At 34.6% G+C, this 1,224-nt stretch carries 1 protein-coding gene; it reads left to right on the top strand.

The window, feature by feature from the left end:
- Positions 1–266: 266 nt before the first annotated feature.
- Entirely contained in the window at positions 267–1,160 is an 894-nt protein-coding gene (locus HU235_RS12070) for a 50S ribosomal protein L11 methyltransferase (protein WP_174880365.1), read from the top strand.
- Positions 1,161–1,224 lie beyond the last annotated feature (64 nt).

The raw sequence follows: 1,224 nt of genomic DNA, 5'->3' as shown, positions 1-1,224 counted from the left end.
GTATTCAACCATGCTTGAATTGTTTCCTCATATTTACCCTCTCGTTACTATTTATCCTAAGGAAAAACTGATACGAAGATTATAAAAATAAATAATAAAGCTGGAGTAAATGCCTTATTGAGTTTTATCATATGAGACAAATATGGCAATAATCGTAACATCAGCAAATAAGACGAACAGTGGAATGTAAAAGATATGAAAGAATATGCTATGATGTTGTATGGTGTAAGACATTAAGGAAGAATTTAGATGAGAGGAAACGATACATGTTACATGAATTTATTTTAACTATCCCATATAAAGAAATTGATCAATATACAGATAAGCTGAATTCTGTAGGGGTCTATAATCTCTACTATGAATCTCCGATTGAAATCATCAAAGTTCAAAATGGATATGGTTACGAGGAAAAAGAGGATGAACAAGTAGAGCTGAAAATTTATGCTAGTGATGTTGAGGTAGAAGGGCTGCCTGAAGCTTATTTTACATTGCTTGAGGATACATTTTCTGTAGCAAGAGATGAAATCAAGTATTCGTCAGGAAATGAAACAGCATGGGAGCAAACGTATGAATTTGAAGATATCGATTTAGGAAACGATTGGGTCATTGTCTATCCGAATTCTACGGAACAATATGAAGGAAAGAATCTTTTAAAATTCGATCCACTTGCAGCATTTGGTACAGGTTTACATGAAACGACCCAAGGCTGTTTGCGAATGATCCTAGATTCAGATTTAACGAATAAAACAGTCCTTGATTTAGGGACAGGCTCAGGAATGCTCACGATTGCTGCTTCACTTAAGGGAGCAAAAAAGGTTGTCGCCGTTGATTATGAGGATGTTGCTAGAGAGCTCTATCATAATGCAGAATTAAATGGGCTAGCAAATGATATTGAAGTCATTCAAGCGGATTTAATTACAGGAGATTACCAAATTAACGATACGTATGATGTCATTTTTATTAATATTGGGGCAAATGAAACGGTTAAGATTATCAATCGTCATGATTTATTGAAAAATAGTGATCAGTTTATTATTTCTGGTCTTGTCGAATGGAATTTGGATGAGCTATTGGCGTTGTTTGAAAAAGGAGGCTTTACGATACGGGAAAGAGCGCAAACGAATGAATGGGTTACAATTTCTTTTGAAAGGGAACGGTAAATTTCGTTCATTTTTTTCCTACAAGTGGGTTATTCTCTCAAAGCAAACTATGATAGAATAGAGT

The organism is Metabacillus niabensis, from assembly GCF_902829255.1.
Classification (GTDB): domain Bacteria; phylum Bacillota; class Bacilli; order Bacillales; family Bacillaceae; genus Metabacillus; species Metabacillus niabensis.
This window is presented reverse-complemented; position numbering and strand designations above follow the sequence as displayed.

Bases quoted from the DNA above. Each gene is read 5' to 3' on its own strand.
- HU235_RS12070 (WP_174880365.1), top strand. From the start codon at position 267: ATGTTACATGAATTTATTTTAACTATCCCATATAAAGAAATTGATCAA.